At 65.5% G+C, this 19,088-nt stretch carries 21 protein-coding genes and 5 pseudogenes; 4 read left to right on the top strand and 22 right to left on the bottom strand.

The annotated features are described in order from the left end of the window. Positions 1 to 434: enolase C-terminal domain-like protein (locus ACFODQ_RS05560; protein WP_377015610.1), on the top strand; the 434-nt coding region annotated here is incomplete at its 5' end. Between the two features lie 45 nt (positions 435 to 479). On the opposite strand, the pseudogene ACFODQ_RS05555 reads toward ACFODQ_RS05560, so the two are convergent. After that, positions 480 to 1,216 (bottom strand): annotated as a pseudogene (locus tag ACFODQ_RS05555) (SDR family oxidoreductase). A gap of 131 nt (positions 1,217 to 1,347) precedes the next feature. Between ACFODQ_RS05555 and ACFODQ_RS05550 the strand changes: the two are divergent. Then, positions 1,348 to 2,238 carry a LysR family transcriptional regulator gene (locus tag ACFODQ_RS05550; RefSeq protein WP_377015608.1) on the top strand — a complete coding sequence of 297 codons (891 nt, stop codon included), beginning with the start codon at positions 1,348 to 1,350 and terminating at the stop codon, positions 2,236 to 2,238. A gap of 152 nt (positions 2,239 to 2,390) precedes the next feature. Here the strand turns inward: ACFODQ_RS05550 and ACFODQ_RS05545 are convergent, their stop codons facing one another. From ACFODQ_RS05545 to ACFODQ_RS05525, 5 genes and pseudogenes are all read right to left on the bottom strand, one after another. After that, on the bottom strand, positions 2,391 to 3,119 hold the full coding sequence (locus ACFODQ_RS05545; protein ID WP_377015606.1) for a hypothetical protein: 729 nt from the start codon (positions 3,117 to 3,119) through the stop codon (positions 2,391 to 2,393). 103 nt (positions 3,120 to 3,222) lie between these two features. Then, positions 3,223 to 3,273, bottom strand: a pseudogene (locus ACFODQ_RS05540) (hypothetical protein); the annotation flags it as partial. 50 nt (positions 3,274 to 3,323) lie between these two features. After that, positions 3,324 to 3,626, bottom strand: a complete 303-nt coding sequence (locus ACFODQ_RS05535; RefSeq protein ID WP_377015604.1) for an EF-Tu/IF-2/RF-3 family GTPase — start codon at positions 3,624 to 3,626, stop codon at positions 3,324 to 3,326. After that, positions 3,614 to 4,096 (bottom strand): hypothetical protein, encoded by a 483-nt coding sequence (locus tag ACFODQ_RS05530; protein ID WP_377015602.1) that lies wholly within the window; start codon positions 4,094 to 4,096, stop codon positions 3,614 to 3,616. Before ACFODQ_RS05530 ends, ACFODQ_RS05535 begins: the two co-directional genes overlap by 13 nt. Next, positions 4,027 to 4,437 (bottom strand): GTP-binding protein, encoded by a 411-nt coding sequence (locus ACFODQ_RS05525; protein ID WP_377015600.1) that lies wholly within the window; start codon positions 4,435 to 4,437, stop codon positions 4,027 to 4,029. Before ACFODQ_RS05525 ends, ACFODQ_RS05530 begins: the two co-directional genes overlap by 70 nt. Before the next feature lie 342 nt (positions 4,438 to 4,779). Here ACFODQ_RS05525 and ACFODQ_RS05520 point away from each other — a divergent pair, with 342 nt between their 5' ends. Both ACFODQ_RS05520 and queC read left to right on the top strand, forming a co-directional pair. Continuing rightward, on the top strand, positions 4,780 to 5,124 hold the full coding sequence (locus tag ACFODQ_RS05520; protein WP_133858464.1) for a helix-turn-helix transcriptional regulator: 345 nt from the start codon (positions 4,780 to 4,782) through the stop codon (positions 5,122 to 5,124). Between the two features lie 61 nt (positions 5,125 to 5,185). After that, positions 5,186 to 5,886, top strand: a pseudogene (gene queC / locus ACFODQ_RS05515) (7-cyano-7-deazaguanine synthase QueC). 15 nt (positions 5,887 to 5,901) lie between these two features. Here the strand turns inward: queC and ACFODQ_RS05510 are convergent. The 16 genes and pseudogenes from ACFODQ_RS05510 to ACFODQ_RS05435 all read right to left on the bottom strand — a co-directional run. Next, complete coding sequence (locus ACFODQ_RS05510; protein WP_377015598.1) at positions 5,902 to 6,711, bottom strand: glycosyltransferase; 810 nt, start codon at positions 6,709 to 6,711, stop codon at positions 5,902 to 5,904. Then, positions 6,705 to 6,866: a hypothetical protein gene (locus ACFODQ_RS05505; RefSeq protein ID WP_377015596.1), complete on the bottom strand. Its 162-nt coding sequence runs from the start codon at positions 6,864 to 6,866 to the stop codon at positions 6,705 to 6,707. Before ACFODQ_RS05505 ends, ACFODQ_RS05510 begins: the two co-directional genes overlap by 7 nt. A 327-nt stretch (positions 6,867 to 7,193) precedes the next feature. Beyond that, positions 7,194 to 8,621, bottom strand: a pseudogene (locus tag ACFODQ_RS05500) (sigma 54-interacting transcriptional regulator). Between the two features lie 45 nt (positions 8,622 to 8,666). After that, positions 8,667 to 9,647, bottom strand: coding sequence for a hypothetical protein (locus tag ACFODQ_RS05495; protein WP_377015594.1), 981 nt, complete (start codon positions 9,645 to 9,647; stop codon positions 8,667 to 8,669). Then, positions 9,644 to 10,468 (bottom strand): TadG family pilus assembly protein, encoded by an 825-nt coding sequence (locus ACFODQ_RS05490; RefSeq protein ID WP_377015592.1) that lies wholly within the window; start codon positions 10,466 to 10,468, stop codon positions 9,644 to 9,646. Before ACFODQ_RS05490 ends, ACFODQ_RS05495 begins: the two co-directional genes overlap by 4 nt. Before the next feature lie 56 nt (positions 10,469 to 10,524). Further along, positions 10,525 to 11,028 (bottom strand): TadE/TadG family type IV pilus assembly protein, encoded by a 504-nt coding sequence (locus tag ACFODQ_RS05485; protein ID WP_377015590.1) that lies wholly within the window; start codon positions 11,026 to 11,028, stop codon positions 10,525 to 10,527. Beyond that, the gene (locus ACFODQ_RS05480) at positions 11,025 to 11,576 is read right to left on the bottom strand and encodes a TadE/TadG family type IV pilus assembly protein (RefSeq protein WP_377015588.1); all 552 of its coding nucleotides are present in this window, start codon (positions 11,574 to 11,576) and stop codon (positions 11,025 to 11,027) included. Before ACFODQ_RS05480 ends, ACFODQ_RS05485 begins: the two co-directional genes overlap by 4 nt. Positions 11,577 to 11,599: 23 nt before the next feature. Next, complete coding sequence (locus tag ACFODQ_RS05475) at positions 11,600 to 11,938, bottom strand: DUF3613 domain-containing protein (protein WP_377015586.1); 339 nt, start codon at positions 11,936 to 11,938, stop codon at positions 11,600 to 11,602. Beyond that, positions 11,899 to 13,080, bottom strand: coding sequence for a tetratricopeptide repeat protein (locus ACFODQ_RS05470; protein WP_377015584.1), 1,182 nt, complete (start codon positions 13,078 to 13,080; stop codon positions 11,899 to 11,901). The genes ACFODQ_RS05475 and ACFODQ_RS05470 overlap by 40 nt, the downstream gene beginning before the upstream one ends. A 2-nt stretch (positions 13,081 to 13,082) precedes the next feature. Next, a complete protein-coding gene (locus ACFODQ_RS05465) occupies positions 13,083 to 13,352 on the bottom strand; it encodes a hypothetical protein (RefSeq protein WP_377015582.1) in 270 nt (89 codons plus the stop codon). Next, entirely contained in the window at positions 13,328 to 14,071 is a 744-nt protein-coding gene (locus tag ACFODQ_RS05460; protein WP_377015580.1) for a hypothetical protein, read from the bottom strand. The genes ACFODQ_RS05465 and ACFODQ_RS05460 overlap by 25 nt, the downstream gene beginning before the upstream one ends. Before the next feature lie 89 nt (positions 14,072 to 14,160). Beyond that, positions 14,161 to 15,141: a type II secretion system F family protein gene (locus ACFODQ_RS05455; protein WP_377015578.1), complete on the bottom strand. Its 981-nt coding sequence runs from the start codon at positions 15,139 to 15,141 to the stop codon at positions 14,161 to 14,163. Further along, positions 15,138 to 16,462: pseudogene (locus ACFODQ_RS05450) on the bottom strand (CpaF family protein). Before ACFODQ_RS05450 ends, ACFODQ_RS05455 begins: the two are co-directional and overlap by 4 nt. Positions 16,463 to 16,470: 8 nt before the next feature. Continuing rightward, complete coding sequence (locus ACFODQ_RS05445) at positions 16,471 to 16,650, bottom strand: hypothetical protein (RefSeq protein ID WP_377015576.1); 180 nt, start codon at positions 16,648 to 16,650, stop codon at positions 16,471 to 16,473. Next, positions 16,650 to 18,383 carry a pilus assembly protein CpaE gene (locus tag ACFODQ_RS05440; RefSeq protein ID WP_377015612.1) on the bottom strand — a complete coding sequence of 578 codons (1,734 nt, stop codon included), beginning with the start codon at positions 18,381 to 18,383 and terminating at the stop codon, positions 16,650 to 16,652. Before ACFODQ_RS05440 ends, ACFODQ_RS05445 begins: the two co-directional genes overlap by 1 nt. Next, on the bottom strand, positions 18,289 to 19,088 hold an 800-nt coding region (locus tag ACFODQ_RS05435; RefSeq protein WP_377015574.1), incomplete at its 5' end, for a pilus assembly protein N-terminal domain-containing protein. The genes ACFODQ_RS05440 and ACFODQ_RS05435, both read right to left, overlap by 95 nt.

The raw sequence follows: 19,088 nt of genomic DNA, 5'->3' as shown, positions 1-19,088 counted from the left end.
CGCGCTGGGATTTCAAGCGCGTGTTTGCGCAGGGCGGTGTCGACATCATCCAGCCCGATCCGTCGCATGCCGGCGGCATCACCGAGACCTGCAAGATCGCCGCGATGGCCGAAGCCTACGATGTGGCGGTGGCCCTGCATTGCCCGCTGGGCCCGATTGCGCTGGCCGCCAACCTGCAGATCGATGCAGTCTGCTACAACGCCTTCATCCAGGAGCAAAGCCTGGGCATCCACTACAACCAGGGCAATGACCTGCTCGACTATGTACACAACCGCGATGCCTTTGACTACCAGGACGGCTATGTCGCGATGCCCGGCGGCCCCGGCCTGGGCATCGAGGTGAACGAGGCCTATGTGGCCGAGCGCGCCAAGGAGGGCCACCGCTGGCGCAACCCGGTATGGCGCCATGCCGATGGCAGTGTGGCGGAGTGGTGAGGCCAGGCGCCTCAACCCGGGTGTCTTGCCGGGTGGGGCGGCGGTTTAAGCAATGCCGCCATTGGCACGCAGCACCTGCCCGTTGATCCAGCCCGACTCCTTGCTGGCCAAAAAGGCGACCACCGCCGCGATGTCCTCGGGCTCGCCCAGGCGCTCCAGCGGTGGCATCTTGGCAAAGTGCTCAATTTGCGCCTCGCTCTTGCCGGTAAAGAACAGCTCGGTGGCGACCGGGCGGGAGCGACCGCGTTGACGGTGATCTGGCGGCCGCGCAGCTCCTTGGCGAACACGCGGGTAAAGGCCTCGACGGCGGCCTTGCTGCCGTTGTAGATCGCGTAGCCGGGCAGGTTCAGCGCCAGTGCGGTGGTCGAGAGGTTGATGATGCGCCCGCCTGCGTTGAGGCGTGTGGCCGCTTCGCGCAGCGTGTTGAACACGCCCTGGGTGTTGATCGCAAAGGTCTTGGCAAACAGCGCGTCGCTGGTCTCAGCCAGGGTGCTGGTGGCGAGCACACCGGCGTTGTTGACGAGCACATCAATCTGGCCCAGTTGCTGCTCGACGGTGCTGAACATCACCTGGACTTGGTCAGCCTGCGAGATATCGGCACGGATGGCCATCGCCTGGCCACCTTCTTGCACCAGCGCTTGGGCCAGTGCTTCGGCCTCTTGCGCGTTGTTGGCGTAGTTGATGGCGATGGCGTGGCCGTCCTGGGCCAGGCGGCGGGCAATGTTGGCACCGATTCCGCGCGATGCGCCGGTGATCAGGGCAATGGATGTGGGCTTGGTCATGTCTGCTTTCCTGTCGTTGATCGAATGGCTGGATTTTTCACTATTCCATTCAAAAGATCATTGTGCTGATTTGAATTTTATAATTCGGTTTACTTTAATAATCTGCGCCGCATTGGGTTGGCGTTGTTGCGATGGACCGCTTTCAGGAAATGCAGGTATTTGTGCGGGTGGCTGACCGCAGCAGCTTTGCGCAGGCGTCGGACGATCTGCAGATTCCGCGTGCCACGGTGACCAACCTGGTCCAGCGGCTGGAAGCGCGGGTGGGCGCGCGCCTGCTGGACCGCACCACGCGCCAGGTTCGGCTGACGGCCGAAGGCGAGGACTACTACCGCCGCTGCACCCGGCTGCTGGCCGATCTGCAGGAGGCCGAGAGCGCCTTTCGCCACGCGCCACCGCAGGGCTTGCTGCGGGTCAACCTGCAGGGCACCTTGGCGCGCTTTTTTGTGATGCCCCATCTGGGCGCGTTTGCGGACCAGTACCCCGAGGTACAGCTGCACATGGCGGAGGACGACCGGCTGGTGGACCTGGTGCGCGAAGGGGTGGACTGCGTGCTGCGGGCCGGCAGCCTGCAAAGCTCGTCGCTGATCGGGCGCCAGGTGGCGTCGCTGCGCCAGGTGACGGTCGTCAGCGGGGCCTATGCCCAGCGCCACGGCCTGCCGCAGTCACTCGATGACCTGTCCCAGCATGCCGCTGTGGCCTATGTCTCCAGCGCCACGGGCCGGCCGGTGGCGCTGGAGTTTTGCGTGGGCAAGCAGGTGGTGGAACGGCGCCTCAAGCCCAGCATCACCGTCAACGGCGCCGATCTGTACACCGGCGCAGCCATGGCGGGCTTGGGGATGGTACAGGTGCCGCGCTACCGCATTGCGCAGGCGCTGCAAGAGGGCGAACTGCTGGAGGTTCTGCCTGATGTACCCCCGCCGTCGATGCCGGTCTCGGTGCTGCACCCCTACAGCCGCCAGCCTTCGGCACGGCTGCGGGTGTTTATTGACTGGCTGGCAGAGCGCTTTGTAGATGTGAATTAGTGGCGCATTGGGTGGAGCCGAAAGGTAAGGCAGCCCAGCCATCTGGCCGGGCACTTGCGCGAGTGCATGCGGACAGCGTACAAAAAACAGGCCCACCGCCTGGTGGGCGGTGGGCCTGGGTTCAGCCAGCAGCAGCTGGCATCTCTGGTCGCTTAGCGGTTGGAGCGGGTTGCAATGCCGGCCACCACATGGGCAGGCGCTTCGGTGTAGCGCTTGAACTCCATCGTGTAGGTGGCGCGGCCCTGCGTCATCGAGCGCAGCTGCGTGGCATAGCCAAACATCTCGGACAAGGGGACCTCGGCCTTGATGCTCTTGCCGCCACCGGCGATGTCGTCCATGCCCTGCACCATGCCCCGGCGCGATGACAGGTCGCCCATCACCGTGCCGGCATAGTCCTCGGGCGTTTCGACCTCGACGGCCATCATCGGCTCCAGGATGACCGGGTTGGCCTTCTTCATGCCTTCCTTGAAGCCGAAGATGGCCGCCATCTTGAAGGCCTGCTCGGACGAGTCCACATCGTGGTACGAACCAAAAGTGAGGCGCACGCGCACATCCACCCCCGGGTAGCCGGCCAGCACGCCGCTCGCCAGCGCCTCGCGCACCCCCTTCTCCACGGCCGGGATGTACTCGCGCGGCACCACGCCGCCCTTGATCTCGTCAACAAACGCAAAGCCTTCGCCGGACGCCATCGGCTCCAGCGTGAAGACCACATGGCCATACTGGCCCTTGCCGCCCGACTGGCGCACAAACTTGCCGTCCACATCCTTGACCGTGTTGCGGATGGTCTCGCGGTAGGCCACCTGGGGCTTGCCCACATTGGCTTCCACATTGAACTCCCGCTTCATGCGGTCCACGATGATCTCCAGATGCAGCTCGCCCATGCCGGCGATGATGGTCTGGCCGATTCCTCATCGGTGCGCACACGGAACGACGGATCCTCGGCGGCAGGCGCGACAGGGCAATGCCCATCTTCTCCTGGTCGGCCTTGGTCTTGGGCTCGATCGCTTGCGCAATGACGGGCTCAGGGAAGGACATGCGCTCCAGAATGATGGGCGCGCTCGGGTCGCTCAAGGTCTCACCGGTGGTCACCTCCTTGAGGCCCACACAGGCGGCAATGTCGCCGGCGCGGATCTCGTCGATTTCCTGGCGCTCATTGCATGCATCTGCACGATGCGGCCAATGCGCTCCTTGCGGCCCCGGATCGGGTTGTAGACCAGGTCACCCTTGCTGAGCACGCCCGAGTAGACACGCACAAAGGTCAGCTGGCCCACAAAGGGATCGGTCATCAGCTTGAAGGCGAGGGCAGAGAACTTCTCGCCATCGTCAGCGCGGCGCGTGAGCACCGTGCTGTCGTTCTCGTCTTCGCTGTGGCCAGTCACCGCAGGCACATCCAGTGGCGAAGGCATGAGCTCGACCACGGCGTCCAGCAAGCGCTGCACACCCTTGTTCTTAAGGCCGAGCCGCACAGCATGGGCTGGATCTCGGTGGCAATTGTGCGCAGGCGCAAGCCCGCAATGATGTCGGCCTCAGGCAGGTCACCATCGCTCAGGTACTTGTCGGTCAGCGCTTCGCTCGCTTCGGCAGCCGCTTCCACCATCTGGGTACGCCATTCCTGCGCAGAGGCCTGCAGCTCGGCGGGGATGTCCCGGTACTCGAACTGCATGCCCTGCGAGGCCTCGTCCCAGATGATGGCCTTCATCTTGATCAGGTCGATCACGCCGGAGAACTCGGCCTCGGCACCAATCGGGATCACGATGGGCACAGGGTTGGCCTTCAGGCGGTCCACCATCATCTGGCGCACGCGGAAGAAGTCCGCACCAATGCGGTCCATCTTGTTGACAAAGGCCAGCCGTGGCACCTTGTACTTGTTGGCCTGGCGCCAGACGGTTTCGGACTGCGGCTGCACGCGCCCACCGAGTCATAGACCATGACGGCGCCGTCGAGCACGCGCATCGAGCGCTCGACCTCGATCGTGAAGTCCACGTGACCGGGGTGTCGATGATGTTGATGCGGTGCGGTGGGAAGTTGCGTTCCATGCCCGACCAGAAGGCTGTTGTCGCTGCCGAGGTGATCGTGATGCCGCGCTCTTGCTCTGGCCATCCAGTCCATCGTGGCGGCGCCATCATGCACCTCGCCCAGCTTGTGGCTCACCCCGGTATAGAACAGGATGCGCTCGGTCGTCGTGGTTTTTTCCGGCATCGATGTGCGCAGAGATGCCGATGTTGCGATAGCGTTCTATGGGGGTATGGCGGGCCATGTTGACCTCTTGGGTCGGTTTTTCAGCCGGATTCAGCTGCGTGTTACAGCCCTGTGCGCTCCCACTTTGCGACATCCGGCGCCTTCAAGACAGCACCGCACAGGGCCAGAAAAGAGTGATGGTAATAGTACGAAGACAATCGTACTGTCATCATGGGTATTGCCCGATTGGGGACAATACTGGCTATCGTGCTGCCAGTGCTGCAGACCCAGGCAGAATGTCGCCCTTTGGCAATGACCCGGCTGTTGCAGCCGATGCGCGCCTCTTTGGCGCATGGACCCCGGATGATTCCTCACCACCCTGAAGCTGCGCAGATCCATTTGGAAAACGTGCTTACCGCCCTGGGCAACCCCACGCGCCTGGCGGTAGTGCGTGTGCTGGCCGATGGCCAGGAGCGCAGCTGCACGGCGCTTTTGCGCGACCAGACCAAATCGACGATGACGCACCACTGGCGCGTGCTGCGCAGCAGCGGCGTGATCTGGCAGCGCCCTGCCGGGCGCGAGAACCTGCTGTCGCTGCGGCGCGAAGACCTCGATGCCCGCTTTCCCGGCCTGCTCGACGCGATACTCTCGGCCACGCGCAGCGATGCGCTGACCGATGCCAGCACGGCCTGGGGTGAGCGCAGCTAGGCCAGCGGCCATTGCTAGTACAAGCCTGGTTTTAGATTTTTGATGGATGGAGAAGCGCAGCATGCAAGACGCTAAGGCGCTGGTACTTTTTTCGGGTGGACAGGATTCCACCGTCTGCCTGGCTTGGGCTTTGAGCCGTTATGCCCAGGTCGAAACGATTGGCTTTGACTACGGCCAGAACCACCGGGTGGAGCTGGAATGCCGCAGCACCGTGCTGGACAACCTGCGCGCGCAGTTCCCGCAGTGGGCGGCAAAGCTGGGGGAGGACCACCTGCTGAACATCGATGTGCTCGGCCAGATCAGCGACACGGCGCTGACCCGTGATGCCGCACTGGCCTACCAGCCGATGGCCTGCCCAATACCTTTGTGCCGGCGCGCAACCTGGTGTTCCTGACCCTCGCCTCTGCCGTGGCCTACCGCCGCCAGTGCACGGTGCTGGTCGGCGGCATGTGCGAGACCGATTTCTCCGGCTACCCCGACTGCCGCGACAACACGATGAAGGCCATGCAGGTGGCGCTCAGCCTGGGCCTGGGCCGCCAGTTGGTGGTAGAGACCCCCCTGATGTGGATCGACAAGGCTGCGACCTGGCAGCTGGCGCAGGACCTGGGTGGCGACGCCTTGACCGCGCTGGTGCAGGAAGACACCCACACCTGCTACCAGGGCGACCGCAGCGAGCGCCATGACTGGGGCTATGGCTGCGGCGAATGCCCCGCCTGTGCGTTGCGCGCGCAGGGCTTTGCGCGTTGGAAGCAAGCGGTGTAAACAACAGCGCTGGTATCAGCGCGGTGCCACCAGCTGCGCCTTGCGGTTGGCCATGGCCCGCTCAAACAGCGCCATAAAGCGGGGCGCCACCTTGGCGATGTGGTAGGCCTTGCCGGTCTCCAGCGCAGCCTGGGCATAGCGCTGGCGCCGGGCCGGGTCCTTGCGCAGCTGCCGTATCGCCTCGATCCAGTCGTCGTCGTTGTCGGGCAGCAAAAGGCCGTTGACGTTATGGGCAATCAGCTCGGGCGCAAAGCCCCAGTTGGAGCCAATCACGCAGCCCCCGCGCGCCAGGATCTCCATCAGCCCCCAGTTGGCCACGCCATAGCGCAGCGGGTAGAGGAAAAGATCGACCTCAGCCAGCAGCGCCGAGAACTGCGCATAGGGCAGGTGGCCGGGGAACTCGATCACATCGGCGGCGGGGTAGACCTTGAGCAGGTGGTCGCGAAAGCTTTCCACCTTGCCGCCATAGCGCCGCTCCACCCATTGCTGCTCATAGCCATAGGTGGAGGCCTTGGCATCACCGATGGCGATAAAGCGGGTGTTCTGGCCATCGCCTTCGCGCACCATGCGGTCCACCAGCCGGATATAGGTCTCAAAACCCTTGGCGCTCGAGAGATCGCGCGCCGAGAACGCAATCGTGAAAGGCTTTTGGATATCGTCCGCTGCATCCCCGGCAGCACCAAAATCCCGCAGCGGCGGCTGGATATCAAAGCCCTCGAACTGCACCGCAATCCGGTCCTGCAGCATCGGCGGGAACATCGAGCGCGCATAGGCGCTGGGTACGATGGTCAGGTCGCTGCACAGCACCTGGTGGAAGCTCAGCATCTCGGTGTTGCGGTCACCCAGGCGCTGGGCTGGTCCGGCGGGTAGGCGGCATCCCAGCCATGGGCCAGGTAGCTGGGGAACTCGATATAGCTGATGATGGCGGCGTCTAGCTCGCCATAGAGCCAGTTGGGCGCACCCCAGAGCGAATGGGCCACCACCACATCGATCTTGCGGCCTGAGCGGCTTCAAAGTCTTCAGCGCCTTGAGCACGCCCCGGCAGATGCGCGCCGAGCGCTCGACCTTGTCCGAGTAGTAGTAGCTCTGGGGGCCGACGATCAGGCCGTCGGGCTGGAAGGACAGCAGGTGGTCGCAGTGCTTTTCATGGTTGGCCTTGTGGCCGGGCGTGGTCATGAACCAGGCATCTGCGATGCCCTGGGCACGCAGGTGGCTGCACAGCAGGCTGTACTGGCTCGGGTAGACCGCGCCTACAAAAACGATCAGGGGTTTGTCTGTCATGGTCGGCAAGGGCTCGGCGTCAAGGGTCACAGGGGCAGGTGGTCATTGGGCTGCGCGGCGGCCGGTGCCAGGGGCACGAGCGGCTCGCCGTCCGAGATCTGGTATTTGCGCATCTTCTCCCACAGCACCTTGCGGCTGATGCCCATCTGCTGGGCGGTGTTCTGGCGCTTCCAGCTGTTGGCGTGCAGCGCTTCGATGATGCGGTTGCGCTCTTCCTGGTCCCAGTTGCCGCGCTCGGCCAGCAGCGGTCCGGCCGCATGGGACTCCAGCGGAAAGGTCGCCGCCGACAGGCTCTGGGCCTGCAGCAGCAGGCGATCGGTGGCGCCGCCGGCATGCCAGTCCTGGGTCTGGCGGGCGGCCACGCCAATGCGCTCTGCCAGATTGCGCAGCTCGCGCACATTGCCGGGAAAGTACATCTGCGCAATCGCGTCGAGAATGAACATCGGCGGCCCACCCAGGCGCTCCATCATCTCCTCGCCCACCACCTTGCGCAAGATGCTGTTGAAGATGGCCAGCTTGTCGGCCTCGCCCCGCTCTTCGAGGCTGGGCATCTGCAGCTCGATCACCGCCAGGCGAAAGAACAAATCGGCGCGGAAGCGCCCGGCATGCACCAGCTCGCGCAGTGATTTGTTGGTGGCCGCCACCAGGCGAAAATCCAGCGCCACCGGCGATGTGGCGCCCAGCCGGGTGACCGTGCGCTCTTCGAGCACGCGCAGCAGCTTGACCTGCTGGTAGAGCGGCAGATCGGCGATCTCGTCGAGAAACAGGGTACCGCCGTTGGCCTGCTCGAAAAAGCCCTTGTGCGCCGTCACCGCACCGGTGAACGAGCCTTGGCATGGCCAAAGAACAGCGACTCAAAGAGGCCGTCGGGGATCGCGCCGCAGTTGACCACGACAAAGGGCCCCTGGCCGTAGTGCGTGTTGCGCTCATGCAGGCGTTCGGCCACGCGTTCCTTGCCGGTGCCCGTCTCGCCAAAGATCAGCACGCTGTGCTCGCAGTCGGCAAAGGTGTCCACATCGCGCAGCAGGGCCAGCATGCACTCGGCCTCGGCGATGATGTCGTCGCCCCGCGGCTGCTTGTGCTTGGTGCTTTGCAGGCGCCGCACAATGCGCACCAGCATCGCGCGCAGCTCGGCGCCGGTAAAGTCAAAGGGCAGCACATGGGAGTACTCGGTGGCATAGGTGCCCGGCCCTTCGCCACGCGGCTTGGCGCTGACCCACAGCACGGCATGCCGCCAAAATTGCCCTCGATCCCCTGGCGCGTAAAGCGCGCACCTTCCAGCACCGACACACTCACCACGGCAATGGCGTTGCCCCCCTGCGCCACCACGGGGGACAGGTTCAGGCCATCGGCGCGCACCACGTCCACATCCAAGTTGACCATGCAGCGCTCCACCCGCTCTGCAATGTCCGCTTGGCCTTCCAGACGTAGATGACCAAATCGTTCTGATTCACGTTCTATTCCCTCGGTTCTTCATGTCGCTGCGCTCACTCCTGTCTTCATTGCACGATCTGGGCGGTATCGCATTGGATGCCCAGCAAATCCACGCTGGCGCGGCCCAGCTCGATGCCCAGGCCCTGCAGCAGCAGGTCCAGTGCGCTGCCAATGGTGTTGAGCAGAGGTGCAAGCAGGGCGCTGACCACCGTGACCACCACATTGAGCAGCGCATTGAGGCCGCCGAGCAAGCCGCCCAGCAGCCCCCCGAGCAGGCCGCCCAGCACGCCGTAGTACTCGGCGTTCTGCACATCGCCCACCAACGCGGGCACCTGCTTCAACAGATTGCTGACCGTCGTGCCCAGGCGCAGCCCATTGGGGCCGCTGGAGCGCTCCACGTCCACCTGCATGCCCACCAGGCATTCGTCCACATTGCTGCTGTTGTAGGGGCAGGCCTGGGCATTGGGCGGCGATGTGTAGCTGGCGCCTTGCAGCAGCGATGTGGACAGCTTGCTTTGCACGCGCAGACCGCCCAGCAGGTTCAACAGGTTCAGGTCCACCAGCTCGGTCTTTTGGCAGATGCCATTGGCATTCAACTGGCCGATGCAGACATCACCAATCGCCGAGCGCACGGAGATATTGGCCCGCCGGTCATTGCGGGCTGGTGTGCACTGGATGGCTTCGAGCGTGCCGGTGCTGCGCACCAGATCGACCTGAATGGGGATGTGCACGCGGATACCCAGCAGGTTGCCCAGCAGTGCGGTCAGCAGGCCGGGCGTGCTCACATTCTTTTGCTCACCAATGTTGACGGTCAGTCGCACCTGGGCGCTGCGTGCCTTGGTCTGGCCATTGGCCGGGCCGATGGCATTGCGCGGTGGCTCCACCACGGTGAGGTTGGCGTCCAGAATGCCCGGCAGCCCCAGGCCCAGCGCCACGCTGTTGGTGCCGTTGGCAGCGACCAGGTGGGTGCGCACCAGATCGCCCAGGCCGATGGCGGCATCGAGCCCCGCGCCGATGGGCGAGGCAGCGCCCCCTGCGGAGATCACGGCCAGCAGGCCCTTGTCACCGCCCAGTGGCAGTTTGATGTTGCAAGCTGAAAGGCCGCCAGGTAGGCGCGCAGATCGACCAGCGCAGCAATGTCGACGCCGGCATTGAGCAGGCTGTCGCTGCCGGCATTGATTGCCGCGTCGATCAGGTCGATCACCGAGGCATTCACATTGGCCAGGTCATTGGGGGTGAGCAGGGCCAGGTCGTTGACGCCAATGGGCAGGCCCAGCACCTTGAGCAGGCCCGAGGGCGTGATCTTGGCATTGGCGATGCCGTCCTTGTCGAGGATGGTGAGCCGCTGGATATCCAGCCCCACCAGCGCGGTGATGCGGCCCAGCAGGCCGTTGTTGTTGAAGCGCAGCAGCTGCGAGCCGATCGAGAACGCGGCCACCGGCTCGCTGTCCTTGGCGGCGGTCGCAGCCGCTGCCACCAGGCGCGAGCCCACAAAGGGCAGCAGCTGCAGCACCTCGCCTTGCAGCTGCACGCGCACCGCGTTCATCGGGCTGCTGCCCAGGCCAAAGCGCAGTGCATCGGCCTTGCTGCTGTCCCAGTGGCCGCAGTCGATGCGGCGCTGCTCATTGTCCAGCGACAGGCGCAGCTGGGTGGTCGCGCTTTGGTTGGCTGCCGCCTGGCCGAGCCCGCAGGTGGCCGGGTTGCCATAGGTGATGGCATTGACCGCTTCGAGCGCGGCCACATCGGCGATGCGCTGCAGATCGCGTTTGGCGTAGTACATATAGCCAATCTGCACGGTGCCCAGCAAGGTGACCAGCACCGCGGCGAGCAGCGCAAACTGCACTAGCACGGCACCGCGCTGGGCCATGGGCAGGGCGCGTTGGGGGGATGGGGGGCTACAGGCGGACATGGTGCAGATCCTCCTTACAGCAGCGATGCAAAGTGCACCACGCTTTTTTCATAGAGCTGCCGGGGCTCGGTGACCCACAGGCCCTGCGTACCAAACAGCGGCGCGAGCTGGTAGCGCAGCTCAAAGCTGGCGCTGCCGGTGCCCGTGCTGGGGCAGGCCGCTTGCCACTGGATGGGGCTGACGGTGAGCTGGTCGGCCACCGTGCCGGGAACGTCACTGCGCTCCAGGCTGGAGCGCACCGATTGCAGCACCCGCAGCTGGATGGTGGCGCGGTTGGCTGCGGCCTGCGTGGGGTGGCAGGGGTCGCTGACCCCCGCTGCCAGCACGCCCAAAATGGCGCGCGCGCCATCCCCTGCTGCCCGCGTGAGCGACTGCTGCGCCTGGAATGCCCGCCAGTACACGGTAAGGCCCAGCAGCATGACGATCATGAAGACCGCAATCAGCGCGAACTCGATGGCCGCGACGCCACGCTGTGGTCCCAGTACGCCCGCGCGGCGGCTGGTGCAGCAGTGCTTCATAGCATCCTCCTGTCCACCAACAAGCTGGCCTGGGCCTGCAGGCTGGCCGGCAGTACGAGACCCAGCCCAGGGATCGCCGGCGCAATCGCGCCCTGGCGGTAGTTGGCAATGCGGTAGCTGACCAGCACCAGGCAGGGGGTCTCGATATTGCAGTCGAGCGCCGGATTGAGCGCAGTGTCCTGGTTGCAGGTGGTGTCTGCCAGGTGGCAAAGGGTGAAGTCAATATCGCCTTCGGCGGGCCGCAGCTCGGCGGGCAGCCAGCTGAGCGCATTCGCCGTGGTGCGGCGCGCCTGCAAGCTGCGGAAGGCCCAGGTGGGCGGGTTGCTGCCAATGATCGTGGAGCTGGGGTAGCGCAGCGCCGCCCGGGCGCCTTCTTCGACCGCGTACTGCATGGACTGGCGTACCAGGAAGGTAAGGCCATAGCAGACGATGCCATAGAGCAGCACAAAAAACACCGGGAAGATGATCGCCCACTCCAGCGCATACACGCCGCGCTGCTGGCGCGAATGCCTGCAGTGGTGCATGAACGGGGTGGGGTGCGGGCGCATGGCGGGCTCCTGGGCGGCCAGTGTTACTGCTTCACATCCATGCCGGTCTCAAAGCGCTCGGGGATCTTGGTCTCAAAGCTCTTGAGGTAGCGCTGGTAGCTGCGGCTGGCCTGCTCGCCATCAATGGTGCGGGGGTGTACGCCGGGCGATGCGGTCTGCATGGCCAGCAGGCGCTCTGTGGCGTTGCCGATGATGATCGGGCGGCTGCGCCAGATGACGGGGTTCTCCAGCGAAGGATTGCTGTTCTCCGTGGCGAGCGGGATATAGGGCTGCGTGGCGGGCGAGGCGCGCTCGGGGATATCCACGACAGGTGCTTGCCGTGTCATCTCCAGGCTGGGCACCTCGGCTTCGACCGATGCCACGGCGCGGCTGGATTCGGCACGCACGGTGGTGACCGAGAACCCCGCACAAGCAGCAAGGCCCAGCAGCACGGAACGCCAGGTGGGGAGAGAAAGAGACTGAGACATAGGTTACTCCTGGTGGTGCTAAGGCGCGATGGGGCGTGCCGGGGTATCGGTGATGTGTGGGCTGTCGTTGCCAGCGGCTGCACCGCGTAATGCCGTGGGCACGGCAGGCACAGGGCCGGCAGCAGGTCCTGCGGATGGCGTTGCAGCCGGCGCTGCGATTGGGGCTGCAGCCGCAGCTGGAAGCGGGCTGGCCGCAAGTGCTGCGCCGTCCACCAAGGGCCCCGCAGCAGCCGGTGCTGGCGCTGGCAGCTCGCCCCGTTGCGCCGGCGCATGGCGGTCTGCACGGTCTGCAGCTGGGCCTGCAAGGTCTGCATCGAGTTCGCGTCGATCAGCGCGGGCACATTCTTGGCCGCGGGCTGGCTCAGGCGCTGCAGCAACTGCGAGGCCTGTGCCTTCTGGTCGCTGGCCATCAGGTACAGGGCCAGGTTCAGCTGCACCCGGGCATTGCCCGGGGCCAGCTGCGCCGCCTGCAACACTGGCAGATGGGCGGCCTCGGTCTGTCCGTCCAGCATATGGGCGTAGGCCAGGTCGCTCAGCACATCGGCATCGATGGGGTTGATCTGGCGCGCCATCTCCAGCTGCGCAATGGCGTTGGGGTACTGGGCCTGGCTGGCATACAGCAGGCCCAGGCCGCGCCGCGCACGGGCCACGGTGCTGCTGTCGGGGTCGGCCAGCAGGGCCTGGTAGCCTTGCTCGGCCAATGGGCCCTGGCCGGTATTGCGCAGCGCATCGGCGCGCATCAGCCGGATCTGCGGCTGGCTGCCGTACTGGCGCTCAAAGGCCTGCGTGTGCGCCAGCGACGCATACCACTGGTTGGCCTGCTGCATCTGGCGAATCAGGTTCAGATAAGTCTGCTGCGGATCGATCTGGGTCAGCTGCGCGGCCTTTTCCATTTGCTGCTGGGCTTGCGCTGCCGTGCTTTGTTCGGCGGCGCCATAGCCTTGCGGGCCCTTGGAGGCGCAGCCGGTCAGCAGCGCAGCGGCCAAGGCCAGCAGCGGCATCGACCTTGTTCGGGTGTTGCTGAGGTGATGGCGCATAGTTATTTCCCTCCTATCGCCGACAGTGAGCGGATCACCGCGGTAAAGCCAGGCCCTGCCGTAATCACGATCAAGGCGGGCAGCAAGGTCAGCACCATCACGCCGGTCATCTTGACCGTGATCGTGCCGATCTTTTCCTTGAAATTGGCCTGGCGCTTTTCTCGCAGGCGCAGGCTGAACTCACGCAGCGGCTCCTGCACGGCGCCGCCATGCCGGTCCACCTGCACCAGCAGATTGACCACGGCACTCATGTCGTCGTCCGCGCCCAGCATCGCCAGGCGCTGCAGCGACTGCTCACGCGTGCGCCCGAGCTGTAGAGCCGGTTGGCCAGGCCCAGCTCGGCGCTCAGCACGCGCAGCACACTGCCAAACTCAGAGGCCAGAATATGCAGGCTCTGGTCAATGCTCAGGCCCACGCCCTGCAGCAGGCGCAGCAGGTCAACAAACAGGGGTAGTTCTTCGACGACTTGCTTGCGGCGTGTCGTTGCCTTGGAGCGCAAAATCCACTTGGGCAGCATCAGGCCCAGACTGAAAGCTACAAAGCCTTGGAACACGGCGGTGGTGCCCTGTGGCTCGAAAATTAGCAGCGCCAACACAGGCAGGGCCAGGCACAGCAAGATGCGGCTGGTGACAAATGTGAAGGCGCCACGTGCCATTTCGATGCCTGCCTGCTCCATGAGCTTGCGGTCCTCGTCCGCAAACAAGGCCTTGGCCAGTCCGGTGTCCAACCAGGCAGGCGGCTTGAGACGATCGATCATCTGCTGGGCCGCCTCTTGCTCGCTTTGCGATGCGGAGCTTGGCAGCGCTTGCAGCCCGGGTATGGGGAAGGGCTGAATCACCGCAGCTGTCGCCTCGCGCTGCCGCAGCAGCTGCGCGACGCGCAACTCGGTGCGTTCGCTGCGGTGCTGGCGCAGCAGCAGCCTGCCTGCGAGCATCAGCAGCCCCAGCGCAGCCAGCACCAGGCTGGCAATCCACAGTTGATCGCTGGTCATCGGCAATCCTCCGTGCAGCAAACAGGCTCTGGAGGACGCGAATAACGACTGTCGTTCAGGAATGTGGGTCGAGACATCAGTCGGACTCCTTATTTCAGGCGTGCCAGCCGGTACAGCAGAAAGGAGCCAAACACCTCAAGGCCTGCTGCGATAAAGATCATTTTTTGGCCGGTACCGTCTTGCCACAGCCGCAGGAAGTAGCCCTGGTTGAGCAGCATGATCAAGCTGCCCACGATGATGGGCAGCAAGGCCAGGATCCAGGCTGAAAGACGCACCTCGGTCGAGAGGGAATGGAGCTCGCGCTCGGCCGATTGGCGGTCGCGGATATAGGCGGACACACGTTCGAGCACCTGGTCCACCCGGCCGCCGTAGCGCGTGCTCATGCGGAAGACGGCAGCGAGCAGCCCGAACTCGGCCAGTTTCCAGGTACGCTCCAGCTGTGTCATCGCCTGGCCCAGATCGGGCGAGACGCTCAGGGACGCATTGACATGCTGCAAGGCACTGCCCAGCGGCTCGGGCACATTGCCGCTGGCAAACTGGAAGGCGGCATGGGGCGAGTTTCCGATGGAGATCAGCCGCACCATATTGTCCAGAAAGCCCGGCAGCAGCGAGAGCATCTTGGCGCGGCGCTTGCTCACCCGGTGCCAGATGCCAAACCAGGTCAGCAGCGCATAGACGGCCAGCACCATCAGACCCAGCAAAGCACCTGCTTGCAGTGCCACCAGAAACGCGAGTAACAGCCCGAGTCCGGTGATCATGACCAGGCCGCGCGGGCTGATGCCCCAGGCGCCATAGCCCAGATGGTCATACAGCCATTGCCGCGCTGAGGCCGAGGGCGTGAGTGCAGCAGGCAAGGCTGCAGAAGCTCTGGGGTCGGCTGCCATGCCGGGCATCGGTGCGGCGGCAGAAGGGGCCAGCAGATCGCGCTGGATATCGCGGCTGCGCTGCATATGGCCGGCAATCGATTGCCGGGCCTGCTGCTGGCGCGCACGGGAGAACAACCACAGCGCCAGGGCCAGCAGCGCGCAGGCGAGGGCGGCGATGACCAGGACGGCGGGGTGAAGGTTCATCGTGGTCCTCCGCTGCTGCCTGCCTGCTGCTGGCCCCGCCACCAGGCCAGCAATTTGGGCGAATGCGGCGAGATGCCCATGGAGACCCACTGGTCCTGTTCCTGGCCGTCGGGGCCGGTCTGGGCCTCGTAGCGGTAGAGCTCCTGGGTGGAGATCATGTTGTCGGTCATGCCGGTCACCTCGGTCAGTGACAGCAGGCGCCGGCGGCCGTTGGAGAGGCGGCCGATCTGCACGATAAAGTCCACCGCATTGGCAATCTGGCGGCGCAGGCTCACTTCGCTGCCCTGAAAGCCGGCAAAGCCGGCCAGCATCTCGGCGCGGTAGAGGCATTCGCGCGGCGAGCTGGCATGGATGGTGCCCATCGAGCCATCGTGGCCGGTGTTCATCGCCTGCAGCAGCTCCAGCACTTCGCCGCTGCGCACTTCGCCAACGATGATGCGGTCGGGCCGCATGCGCAGGCTGTTGACCAGCAGGTCGCGGATGCTCACATGGCCCGAGCCATCGAAGCTGCCCGGGCGGCTCTCCAGCCGCACCACATGGCTGTGGTTCAGGGCCAGCTCGGCGGTGTCCTCGATGGTCACAATGCGCTCGTTGCTCGGGATAAAGCTGGCCAGGGCGTTGAGTAGGGAGGTCTTGCCCGAGCTGGTGCCGCCGCTCACCAGGATGTTGCAGCGTGCCTTGACGGCCATCTCCAGAATGCGGCAGATGTCTTCGCTGAAGCTGCCCAGCTCGACCAGGTCTTTGGGTGTGAGTGGGTCCTTGCGGAACTTGCGGATCGAGACCGTGGGGCCGTCGATAGCCAGCGGGCCGATGATCACATTGATACGACCGCCATCGGCAGACGGGCATCGACCATGGGGCTGGATTCATCGAGCCGCCGGCCCAGCGGCGCCAGAATGCGCCGCACAATGCGCAGCACATGCTCGTCGTCCTTGAAGTGCGAGGCCTCGCGCTCGAGCATGCCGCCGCGCGAGACATAGATGTCGCGGTAGCCATTGATGAGGATGTCCTCGACGCGCGCATCTTCCAGGAGCGGCTGCAGCGGGCCCAGGCCGGTGAGCTCACGGCTGAGCGCCTCGGCCACCTGGCGGGCTTCCTGCTCATTGACGGGCACCGCGTGCAGGCGGATAAAACTGTCGAGCTCGAGCTTCACAAACTGCGCAATCGCCGCCTGGGACCAGCGGCCAAACTCCGCCCCCAGCTCCTCGATGCGGCTGAGCAGGTGCTCATAGGCATGGTTCTTGAGATCGGCAAGCAGCTGGGCATGCTGCAGGTTCTCGCTGGCAGCGGCGGCGGAGGTGGTGTAGTCCGTGGTCGTCATGGTGGTTTTCAGTGTCCGCGCAGGCGCTGGAGAAGGTGTTGCAAGGGACCGACCGCGCCGCTGCGGTGGCCCACACGCTGTGGATGGTGCGCGGCCAGCAGCTGGTCGGCCAGCTGGCCGACCGCCTTCACATAGGGCTCGCTGCGGCGCTGCGCCTGCAGCAGCAGGCCCCGGTTGACCTCCTGCATCAGTGGCCGGCGGCGCTCGGAATGCTGCCAAGCAAGGGCAGTTGCAACTGCGCCGCCATGTGGCTGGCCGCCAGCTCCAGCCGGCTGTCATGGCGGTTCACGATCAGCTCGATGCGCTCGGGCGCAATGCCGATGGCCTGCAGTTGCTGCAGGAGCTCGGCAGTCCAGACCACACTGGCCACGCTCTGGTCGCAGACCAGCCAGATCTGGCTGGCCTGGGGCAGCACCTCGGCCATCACCGGCAAGGGCGTGTCGGCGCCCAGGTCCAGCACCAGGTGCTCAAAATACTGGCCCAGGCGCTGGACCAGCGCGTCGATCTCTCCGGCCGCTGGCAGCGCGGCATGGCGGGGCATGGTCAGCAGCCGCAGGCCGCTGGGGTGTCGCGACAGCGCGCTGGCCGCCATGCGCTTGTCCAAGCGCCGCTGCTGGCTGAGCGCATCGGCCAGGCTGAACTCGCCCGGCGTGTTGAGGTAGATGGCGCAATCTCCGCCCGAGGCGCCCATGTCCAGCAGCAAGGCATGCAAGCTCTGCGCATCGGCTGCCTGGCTGGCAGGCACAGCAGCCTTGCCGCTGCGCGCAGGGCTCAGGCCCTCTTGCAGATGCCAGGCCAGGTGCGATGCCAGCAGGCTGCAGCCCAAGCCGGCCCGGGCCGAGAGCAGTGCGGTGATAGGCGCGGCATCGGCGCGGCGCTGGTCCACGGCCGCAGGGCGGGCCAGTAACTGGCTCACCACGCGCTGGGCCGGGTCCAGCGGTGCGTCCAGATCCAGAAAATCCTGCACGCCGGCGCGCAATGCTGCCAGCAGGCATGGGGCGTCTTGCGCATGGCCAATCGCCAGGCGCGGGATATGCGGAAAGGCCTGTTGCAGCTGGGCGACCAGCGCAGTCGCAGCATCGACATTGGCGCTGTCAAACTGCACCAGCACGGCCTGGGGCTGCAGCTGCTGCACTTGCTCGGCCACCGTATACAGGCTGGGGGCGATATGGGGCTGGGCACCGCCCAGCAGCCGCTGCATCCAGACCAGCGCCAGCGCGCCCTGTGGGGCGGGCGCCTGGACCAGCAGCAGCGGCACGGTGGCAGGGCTGTCGCCTGCGGGGTTGGCGGTGGCAGGCACTGGGGTCAGCGAAGGTGGTACGGCGCGCAGGGCCGGGCGCTCGCTGGCATCGGCCGGCGCAGGCCGGGCCTGCCCGGGCCTGGGGGTAAGCAGGTCAGCCAGCGAGGGGCTCTCGGGCGCGGAGCCTGCGCTGTGGGGGGCGAGCGAGTCCTTGTTCATGGCATCAGTACGAAAAGCCGGGCAGGGCGAGTCGGCATAGGGCGCGCCCACGGCATACGGTGCCCAGACGCGGCCCGCATTGGGCAGCTCCTGCTGCGCGCCGGGCAGCAGTGCCTCCAGGTTGGTGCCGGCGGGCAGTGGCTGCACCAGGCGGGGCGTGACGATGATCACCAGCTCGGTCTCTTCCTGCGAGTAGTTGAGGTTCTTGAAGAAGGTGCCCAGGATGGGCAGGTCGCCAAGCAGTGGCACCTTGTTGACATTGGACAGGGTCGAGCGGCTGACCAGTCCGCCAATGACAAAGCTCTCGCCATCGGCCAGCTCGACAAAGGTGTCGGCACGGCGGGTGCGCAGCGCAGGCACCGAGATGTCATTGATCGTCACGCCCTGGGTGTAGTCCAGGTCGCTGGCCTCGGGCGCCACCTTGAGGGCGATGCGTTCGTTGGACAGGATGGTCGGCGTCAGCTGCAGCTTGACGCCAAACTCCTTGTACTGGATGGAGATATTGTTGCTGCCGCCGCTGGGCACGGGATCGGGATCTCGCCACCGGCCAGAAAGCTTGCGGTCTGGCCGCTGTGGGCCACCAAGGTGGGCTTAGCGAGCACGCGCGCCAGGCCATTGCCTTCGAGAAAACCCAGCTGCGCGGTAATGCCCCGGCCGCTGAAGGCCGGCCAAAGCCAAGCACCAGGTTCATCGCGCTGGCAATGGCTGAGGTGCCCCCGTCGGTACCGCTGCCGTTGCCACTGCTGCCACTCGACGAGCCACTGCTGCTGCCATTGCTGCCCGGGGTGTAGACGCCGAACTGGAAGCCATGGTCATTGGCGCCGCCGCTGTTGAGCTGCACGCCCGCGCGCCGCATGGCCGATTTCTTGAACTCCACCACCTGCACATCCACCTGCACGGTATTGCTGCGCACTTCCACCTGGGCGCGGTCGGTCAAGGGCGTGCCTTTGGGCGCAGTGGCCGCCAGCTCTGCCGAGGCGCGCGCGTGCTCGGGCAGGGACTGCAGGCGGCGCTCCAGCAGCAGGCGCGGGCCGCTGACCACAACGCTCCAGGTCTGCGGTTCGCCCTGGCTGGGCCAGACCATCAAGGTGGTGCTGCCAGCGGCCTTGGGCGTCAGCAGCAGCTCGGCCGGCCGGGCGGGGCGCGGGGCGGCAGCCTTGCCAGCGG

The organism is Comamonas sp. JC664, assembly GCF_042647185.1.
The sequence above is the reverse complement of the archived record's forward strand: the minus strand, read 5'-3'. Positions and strand labels throughout refer to the sequence as shown.

Bases quoted from the DNA above. Each gene is read 5' to 3' on its own strand.
- ACFODQ_RS05460 (WP_377015580.1), bottom strand. From the start codon at position 14,071: ATGACCAGCGATCAACTGTGGATTGCCAGCCTGGTGCTGGCTGCGCTG.
- ACFODQ_RS05470 (WP_377015584.1), bottom strand. From the start codon at position 13,080: ATGCGCCATCACCTCAGCAACACCCGAACAAGGTCGATGCCGCTGCTG.
- ACFODQ_RS05490 (WP_377015592.1), bottom strand. From the start codon at position 10,468: ATGGCCCAGCGCGGTGCCGTGCTAGTGCAGTTTGCGCTGCTCGCCGCG.
- ACFODQ_RS05445 (WP_377015576.1), bottom strand. From the start codon at position 16,650: ATGCAGGAGGTCAACCGGGGCCTGCTGCTGCAGGCGCAGCGCCGCAGC.
- ACFODQ_RS05510 (WP_377015598.1), bottom strand. From the start codon at position 6,711: ATGCTGAGCTTCCACCAGGTGCTGTGCAGCGACCTGACCATCGTACCC.
- ACFODQ_RS05465 (WP_377015582.1), bottom strand. From the start codon at position 13,352: ATGCTGGGCGCGGACGACGACATGAGTGCCGTGGTCAATCTGCTGGTG.
- ACFODQ_RS05480 (WP_377015588.1), bottom strand. From the start codon at position 11,576: ATGCGCCCGCACCCCACCCCGTTCATGCACCACTGCAGGCATTCGCGC.
- ACFODQ_RS05525 (WP_377015600.1), bottom strand. From the start codon at position 4,437: ATGCCGGAAAAAACCACGACGACCGAGCGCATCCTGTTCTATACCGGG.
- ACFODQ_RS05550 (WP_377015608.1), top strand. From the start codon at position 1,348: ATGGACCGCTTTCAGGAAATGCAGGTATTTGTGCGGGTGGCTGACCGC.
- ACFODQ_RS05485 (WP_377015590.1), bottom strand. From the start codon at position 11,028: ATGAAGCACTGCTGCACCAGCCGCCGCGCGGGCGTACTGGGACCACAG.
- ACFODQ_RS05520 (WP_133858464.1), top strand. From the start codon at position 4,780: ATGATTCCTCACCACCCTGAAGCTGCGCAGATCCATTTGGAAAACGTG.
- ACFODQ_RS05455 (WP_377015578.1), bottom strand. From the start codon at position 15,141: ATGAACCTTCACCCCGCCGTCCTGGTCATCGCCGCCCTCGCCTGCGCG.
- ACFODQ_RS05545 (WP_377015606.1), bottom strand. From the start codon at position 3,119: ATGGGCGAGCTGCATCTGGAGATCATCGTGGACCGCATGAAGCGGGAG.